Source organism: Amycolatopsis pittospori (assembly GCF_013870525.1).
Classification (GTDB): Bacteria; Actinomycetota; Actinomycetes; order Mycobacteriales; family Pseudonocardiaceae; genus Amycolatopsis; species Amycolatopsis pittospori.
Window position 1 is genome coordinate 1 of sequence record NZ_JACBXD010000162.1, and the last position, 6,775, is coordinate 6,775.

Here is a 6,775-nt window from a genome sequence, read left to right on the forward strand (position 1 = left end):
TGGTCACCTACGACCGCAGCGACGCGATCAGTGGCGCGCTCTCGCGGTCGGTTCGTCGGCGCCGTCGAAGGCGCCGAAGGTCCACGCGCCGACGGCGGCGGTCGTCAGACCGGCGACGCCGATCACGCCCGCACGTTTGATGTCCATGGGATACCTCGATTTCTCGTTCTTCGCCGTGACGGTCACGGCCGGGTTTCGTCTTCGTAGCGCCGTTCGTAGAACTCTTCGGCCAGCGATCGGCCCATCAGTCCGCCGAAGATCCCGGCGGCGACGCCGACGGCGATCCCGGCGGGGGTCGCGATGAGCAGGCCGGTGGTCACGCCGAAGAGCAGCGACGCGGTGCCGCCGCCCATCCCGGTGACCGTGCCCCGGCTGGGAACCTTGTCCTCGTGCTCCAGGTAGTAGTCGTACTCGACCCGCTCGGCCCGTTCACCGTCCGAAGTGGAGGGTGTCTGGCCGGACCAGACCTCGTCCGGGATCACCAGATACCTGGGCCCGTCCGGGATCCGGGGCACGGCGAACTTCCGGAAGGCGGCCCGCATCGACAGCTCGGGACGTTCGGCGAGGGTGGTGGCCATGGCGCTCAGCCCCGGTGCCCGGTCATGATCTTGAACGGCCGGTCGTGCTGCTTCTCCAGGTTCTTGCGCAGCTTCTGCAGTTCGCCCGTCGCCTTCACGAGGTCTGCCTTGGCCTTCTCCAGCACCTTGTGCGCCCTCTCCACCGCCTCGGTCGCGTCATGGACCTGCTTCCGGAGAGCCCGCGGGGACGTCACGGGAGCCGGATCGACGACGGCTGCCCGCACGATGAACTGCTTCTTCACCTGCCGAGGTTTGACGGCGGCCGCCTTCTTCACCGCCGGCACCGAATGGGACAGCTTCTTCACCGTCTGAGCGGGCTTCTTGACAACGGGGGCCCGGACCGGCGACACATGCTTCACCGCGGGTGGCGGGGACACACGCTTCGGCGCGACAGGCGCGGTCGACCTGGTCGGCGGAGCCGGCTTGTTCTGTGGCACTGGAGCCTGCTGCGGTTTCGCCGCCTGCGCGGCGTCCTGGACCGGTTTCTCGTCGGGCCGGTCGTTCACCAGCGCGTTCGCCGTGCTGGCGCCGATGGCCGCGGTCGCCAGCCCGGCGACGCCGTAGACGGCGGCCCGCCGGAAATTGTTCTTCTGCTTCATCCGTCCCACCTCGCTGATCCGTGCCGTCTGGCGGCGCTGCCGATGAGCAGCGTGCGGTGAACAGGTTCAGCGCCGGTACATCGGCGGTTCATCGGTGACAGGAAGCGGTCAACAGAGCCGCGAACCCCTCGCCCGCACCTACTCTGGTGCGATGCGACCGGAGGACGGGGAAGCGCTCGGCGGCGGATCGGCCGGCGACGTCTACGCGGTGGGCGACATCGCGCTGAAGGTGTTCTCCGGCAAGCTGTACGAGCGCACGCGCCACCGCTTGGAACGCGAACTCGAACGGCTTTCCGCGCTGGACGGGCAGATTCTGGTGCCGGATGCCATCGAGGAGCTTCCCGACGGCCGCTGTGCCCTGCGAAGCGAACTCTGCACGGGATCGCTCCTGGACCTGATCGAGACGGCGGGTCCGCTCCCGGTCTCGGACACCCTGGTCCTCGGTTCGGCGATCGCCACGACCCTCGCGGCCGCGCACGAAGCCGGGATCGTCCACGGCAGGCTCACCCCGGCCAACGTCCTGTTCCGCGCCACCGGCGAGCCCGTGATCAGCGACTTCGAACGCACCCTCCGTCCGGTGTTCGTCCGCGATCCGGACCACGGACGCGGTCTCCTCGCGCCGGACGAGACCGTCGACGAACGCACGGACCTCTACGGACTCGGCGTGATCCTCCACTTCGCGCTGACCGGCGTGCTCCACGACCGTCCGGAACTGCTCCGTGAGGACGCGCCGATCGACCTGCTCGCCCTCACCGAGCACCTCCTCGCCGAGGACCCGGCCGCACGTCCGGCCGGTGCCGCGCAGGTCGCGGAGATCCTGACCGAGCTGACCGCGAAGTCCCTTGTGGACGAGCTTCCGGAGGTTCCGCTCGTGACGATCGCCCCGGAAGAGGTCCCCCGCAAGCGGTCCCTGTGGCCGGTGCTGACCATCGGGGCGGCCGCCGTACTCGTCGTCACCGCGTGGTTCGTGCTGCCGGATTCGACCGAGCCTGTCGCGCAGGCGCTTCCCAGTCCGGCGGTCCCGTCCTCACCGGCGAAACCTCTGGTCGAGCTGGCGGCACCGGCCGACCACGGGTCGATGGTCGATCTGAGCTGGCAGGCGCCAGAAGGCTTCGACTCGGCGATCGTCGTGGCGGGCGAGACCGGTGACGCGAAGACCACCTTCGTCCGGAAGCAGCGGACCGCGCGGATCCCCGTCGAGCCGGGCCGCACGTACTGCTTCCAGGTCCAGATCACCGACGGCGGCACGGTCGGCGAAAGCGCGCCGCGTCCGATCAGGGGTGCGCTCTGCCGGAAATGAGCCTGTCGTTGTTGTAGCGTGGGCGAATGGCCACCGTGATGGCGGGCCCCGGCGACACGGTGCTCAAGGTGTATCCGGCCGCGCTGGATCGCGGGACACGGACGGCGCTGGACCGTGAGCAGGCCTTGCTTTCGGGCCTCGGCCACGCCTCGATCCTCCCGGTGGACGAGATCGGCGAACTAGCGGACGGCCGCGTCACGCTCCGGATGCCGCGCTGCGAACGCTCTCTGGCCACTTTGACCGAGCCCTTGCCGCTGAGGGACGTCCTCGTGCTCGGCGAGGTCATCTCCCAAGCACTGGCCGCCGCCCACCGAGCCGGAGTCGTGCACGGCGCGGTGACGCCGGGGAACATTCTCTTCCGGGCAGGCGGCGAACCGGTCGTCGGTGACTTCGGAACGACGCTCAGACGGCGATTCCCGCGTGACCCGCTGCACGAACTCGAGTTCGCCGCCCCGGAAACCGTGCGCGACCAGACGATGGACGAGCGCACGGACCGGTACGGTCTCGGCGCCGTCCTGTATCTCGCCCTGACCGGCGAACCGCCGCACCGGACGGTCATCGGCGAGGAGCCCGGCGCCCGGATCCACCGGGTGCTCACCGAAGTCGTCGCGCCGATCACGCGGCCCGGCGTTCCGGACGACCTCGTCGCGCTCGTCGCGGATCTCCTCGACAAGGATCCGGAACGGCGTCCGGCTCACCCGGAGGAGCTGTTCGCCGCCTCGCGCACGGCCCTGCCTCCCGGCCTTCCCGCCAAGCCGATCCTCGTCCTGGGCCCGCCCCGCGAAGGATGGCCGCCACCGGTGAAGAGGTCCAAACAGGGGTGGTGGGTCGCTGCCGGGCTGGTCGCCTTCTTCGGCCTGGGATATGCCGGACTCGTCGCGGGGAACACTCGCCCCGATTCTCCGCCGAGCCCGATCACGATCGAACTCGCCCCGCCTGTCGACAAGGGTGACCACATCGAGCTTTCCTGGATCTCCAACGCCGATATGGACTACGCGGTCATTCTTGCCGAAGAAGGCCGCACGGAGCCGCAGGTGATCCTGGCGCATCGGAGCACCCGGCGACGGATCGACGTCCGGCCGGATCTGCGGTACTGCCTGCTGATCCAGGGCAAGGGCCCGCAAGGAACCTACGAAAGCCGGATCGAGCCGATCCGCGGTGCCGTCTGCCGGAAGTGATCAAACGCGACGCGGAGGGAACAGGACGCGGACGTCGACTGCCGCGCGCAGCCGGGAGCGCCATGGACGCCGCCTGAGTCCTTTTCGGACCGACCTCACCGCCGCCCATGCCTCGCCCGCGACGTTCGGGGCGATCCCCGACCACAACGCGGCGTCGACCGTTCTCGCCAGCGAATGCAAGCCGTCCACTGTGGACGCTTCGCCGAAGACGCTAGCGGACGCGGCCAGATCCCGGACGGTCATCCCCGTCGTCACCCGGACGCCGTGTGCCCGCAGGCGGTCCCGTGCCTCGGCCCAGGCGCCGATGACCGCCGCCGGGCCGTCACGACGCCGTCGCCGCCAAGCGCGGACCGCTGTCAGCCCCGGGACGCCGACGCTCCACGACACCAGCAGAGCGCCGAGGCCGATCAGGACGGAGAGCGCCGTCGGCTGCCAGTTCCACGCGCCGGTCGAACCGTCCTCTTCGGACTCCGAAGCCGGCAGTCGCGGGTTCTCCAGTTTCCGCACCGGCGGCAGCTGCGTGCGCACCTCGGCGACCGCGGCGGAGACACCGCTCGCGGCGGCGGTTCCGCTCTGCTTCGCCGCCCCCGCCGGATCGAGCGGCACCCAGCCCACCTTGTCGACCGCGACCTCCGGCCAGGCGATGATGTCCCCGTTGCGGACCACGTGCGCGTCGCCTGCCCGGACTTCCCCCGGCGTGCGGTAGCCGACCACCAGCCGGGCCGGGATCCCTTTGAGGCGGGCCAGAACGACGTACGCGGCGGCGAACTGCTCGCTCGTGCCCCGTTTGTCGTCGATCAGGAAGCGGCGCAGTTGCGGCCAGCCGTGCCCGGTCGGCAGGTCGTCGCCGGTGGCGAGCCGGTAGCCGTCCGCGAGGAACCGTTCGAGCGCGACGGCGGTCTGGAACGACGGCCGCAGATCGGGAAGCAGCCGGTCGGCGAGTTCGTCGATCGCCGGGGGAACCGTGCCCAGCCCGCCGAGACCGCCGGTGAGACGGGGATTCATTCCCGCCCCGACCAGGGCGTCGCGAGCGACCTCGGGTTCCCACCAGGCGAGGGTGTAGCGCGACCGTGCGGACGGCTGCCCGGCGACCAAGGTGCCGCGGGCCTCGTCCACGAGGACGTCGGCGCCGGTCGCCGAGGCGGGCGACGTCTGACCGGGGAGCCACGGCCCGGACGAACCCGTCACGTCGAGGACGGCCTGATGCCGGACGGCGGGGACCTCGATCCCGGCGGCGGGCGGCACCTCCGCGCCCATCCGCCGGAAACCACCGCCCGGCAGCCAATTCGAGCCGTCGAACTCGTCCAGCACGACCAGTGGCCAGCGCCGCGAGGCCGGTGTGTCCCCGGTGTAGTGGAACACCTCGGGGGACGGATTCCGGCTGCGGTAGGCGATTTCGGCGAGCGGACTCACGACGGACGCCTCGGTGACCGGCACCGATTCCTGATCCTTCAACGAATACGCCGGCCGGGCGAGCGGATCGGCCACCGTGAGCGCGAGCGCGCCCACCACGCCGAGCACCACGCCGGGCGCGATCAGCTTCAGCAGCCGGGGAAGCGCGGTCCCCTGCCCGGTCGTCAGCAGCAGCAGCCCGGCGATGGCCGCATACCCGATTCCCGTTACCACAGCGGCGAAACCGGTGACAGCGACGTAGGCCTGGCTCAGCACCAGGACGAGCAGCCCCGGCACCAACGCGAGCAAGGGCCGCCGGAGCCGATGCAGGAGTTCGATTCCCGGGATCGCGGCGAGCAGTACGGCCAGCGGCACGAACGCGAGCAGGCGCGGTTCGTGGCGGGCGGGCCAGGTCGACCGCAGGGTGAGTTCCCAGCCGTGGACGGCTCCGTCCGCGAGTACCGCCAGCGTCTCCCCCGTCGGGATTCCCGCCACCGTCGTCGCGGGCGACACGGTCTCGATCACCGCGAGGAGACCGGCGGCGAGCGCGACCAGTGGACGCCACGGAACCGACCCCGGGAACCGCCTGCCGAGTTCGGCGGCCCCGTACACCGCGATGACCACCGCGGCGATCGGCAGGAGCAGCGCGCCGAAGCCGAACACCGGTGCGAAGAGCAGCCCGCCGATCGCCGCCGCCCCGAGGACCGCGACGTCCCCGGCCCGAGACGTCACGACACCACCTCGTTCCACCGGTTCACCGCCTCTGCCGCGTCCGCGGCGCTGATCCGGCGGGCGTGCGGGACGCCGTCGACACCGTGTACGCCGAGGCCGTCCATCCCGAGGCCGTGGGTGCCCACGCCGAGGACGAACATCGACGAGAAATGCGGCCGGACGACCGCGAGTCCGCGCAGATCCGGTCCTGCCCTGCCGGTGACGACGACGAGGCAGCCGCCGCGGACTCCCTTGCGGGACAACGCCGTCGGGATCATCTGCCGGTCCGCTGCCGGGTCCTGGCCGACTTCACACAGCACGTCCAGCAGGCGCCGGGCGGCCTGTGCCCCGCCGAACGTGGTCAGATCCTCCCCCGTCGAGGTGACCAGACGACACCGGTGCCCGGCCACCGCGGCCGCGTTCACCAGTGACGCCGCCAGCTCCGCGGCCTCTTCGAACTCGCTCTCCGACAACACTTTCGCCCGCGTGTCCAGCAACAGCGTGAACCGGGGGTGATCGGGATCGACGTAGTCCCGGACCATCAGCTGCCCTGTCCGGGCGGTCGCCTTCCAGTGCAGGTGCCGGACTTCGTCGCCGACGACGTACTCGCGCACGTCGCGCAGGTCCGCCGAGCCGTGCAGGGAATCGTCGGTGGTCGGCCCTTCGTGGTGGTGCCGGGGATGCCCGCTCGCCAGCATGCGCACGGGATGCAGCTTCGGGTAGACCCACAGCGCGGCGGTGTCCCCGGCCGGGAGCGGCCGCCGGACCAGGCCGAACGGATCGGAGCGTTCGAGGATGAGCGGGCCGACGGTGAACCGGCCACGGCGCCGCGTGGGCAGTTCGTAGTGGTAGGTCGCCTCGCCGCCCGGCGGCAGCGAGCGGACCGTCACGGCCAGTTCGGCACCGTGTTCGCCGTGCTCCCGCGCGGTGAACCCCGGCTCCCGTCGCGTCCCGGGATTCCCCACCAGCAGCCGGGCCAGCGCGGGCCGTCCGCGTTCGACCCGGTCCGGGAAGACG

Annotated in this window: 6 protein-coding genes; 2 read left to right on the forward strand and 4 right to left on the reverse strand. The window is 71.1% G+C overall.

Annotation, left to right across the window (positions count from 1 at the left end; genetic code table 11):
• Positions 1–182: 182 nt before the first annotated feature.
• Positions 183–578, reverse strand: a complete 396-nt coding sequence (locus H5J31_RS38950) for a hypothetical protein (protein ID WP_181777665.1) — start codon at positions 576–578, stop codon at positions 183–185.
• Positions 579–583: 5 nt separating this feature from the next.
• A complete protein-coding gene (locus H5J31_RS38955; RefSeq protein ID WP_181777666.1) occupies positions 584–1,177 on the reverse strand; it encodes a hypothetical protein in 594 nt (197 codons plus the stop codon).
• 151 nt (positions 1,178–1,328) lie between these two features.
• Between H5J31_RS38955 and H5J31_RS38960 the strand changes: the two genes are divergently transcribed.
• Both H5J31_RS38960 and H5J31_RS38965 read left to right on the forward strand, forming a co-directional pair.
• A complete protein-coding gene (locus tag H5J31_RS38960; protein ID WP_181777667.1) occupies positions 1,329–2,477 on the forward strand; it encodes a serine/threonine protein kinase in 1,149 nt (382 codons plus the stop codon).
• A 26-nt stretch (positions 2,478–2,503) separates the two neighbouring features.
• Positions 2,504–3,655: a serine/threonine protein kinase gene (locus H5J31_RS38965; protein WP_181777668.1), complete on the forward strand. Its 1,152-nt coding sequence runs from the start codon at positions 2,504–2,506 to the stop codon at positions 3,653–3,655.
• On the opposite strand, the gene H5J31_RS40535 is transcribed toward H5J31_RS38965, so the two are convergent.
• Positions 3,656–5,779 (reverse strand): transglutaminase family protein, encoded by a 2,124-nt coding sequence (locus tag H5J31_RS40535; protein WP_181777669.1) that lies wholly within the window; start codon positions 5,777–5,779, stop codon positions 3,656–3,658.
• The coding region (locus tag H5J31_RS38975; RefSeq protein WP_181777670.1) for a DUF58 domain-containing protein at positions 5,776–6,775 on the reverse strand (1,000 nt) is incomplete at its 5' end. The genes H5J31_RS38975 and H5J31_RS40535, both read right to left, overlap by 4 nt.

What these genes read in the sequence shown, in the direction of transcription:
- H5J31_RS38950 (WP_181777665.1), bottom strand. Translation starts at nt 578, where the DNA reads ATGGCCACCACCCTCGCCGAACGTCCCGAGCTGTCGATGCGGGCCGCC.
- H5J31_RS38955 (WP_181777666.1), bottom strand. Translation starts at nt 1,177, where the DNA reads ATGAAGCAGAAGAACAATTTCCGGCGGGCCGCCGTCTACGGCGTCGCC.
- H5J31_RS38960 (WP_181777667.1), top strand. Translation starts at nt 1,329, where the DNA reads ATGCGACCGGAGGACGGGGAAGCGCTCGGCGGCGGATCGGCCGGCGAC.
- H5J31_RS38965 (WP_181777668.1), top strand. Translation starts at nt 2,504, where the DNA reads ATGGCCACCGTGATGGCGGGCCCCGGCGACACGGTGCTCAAGGTGTAT.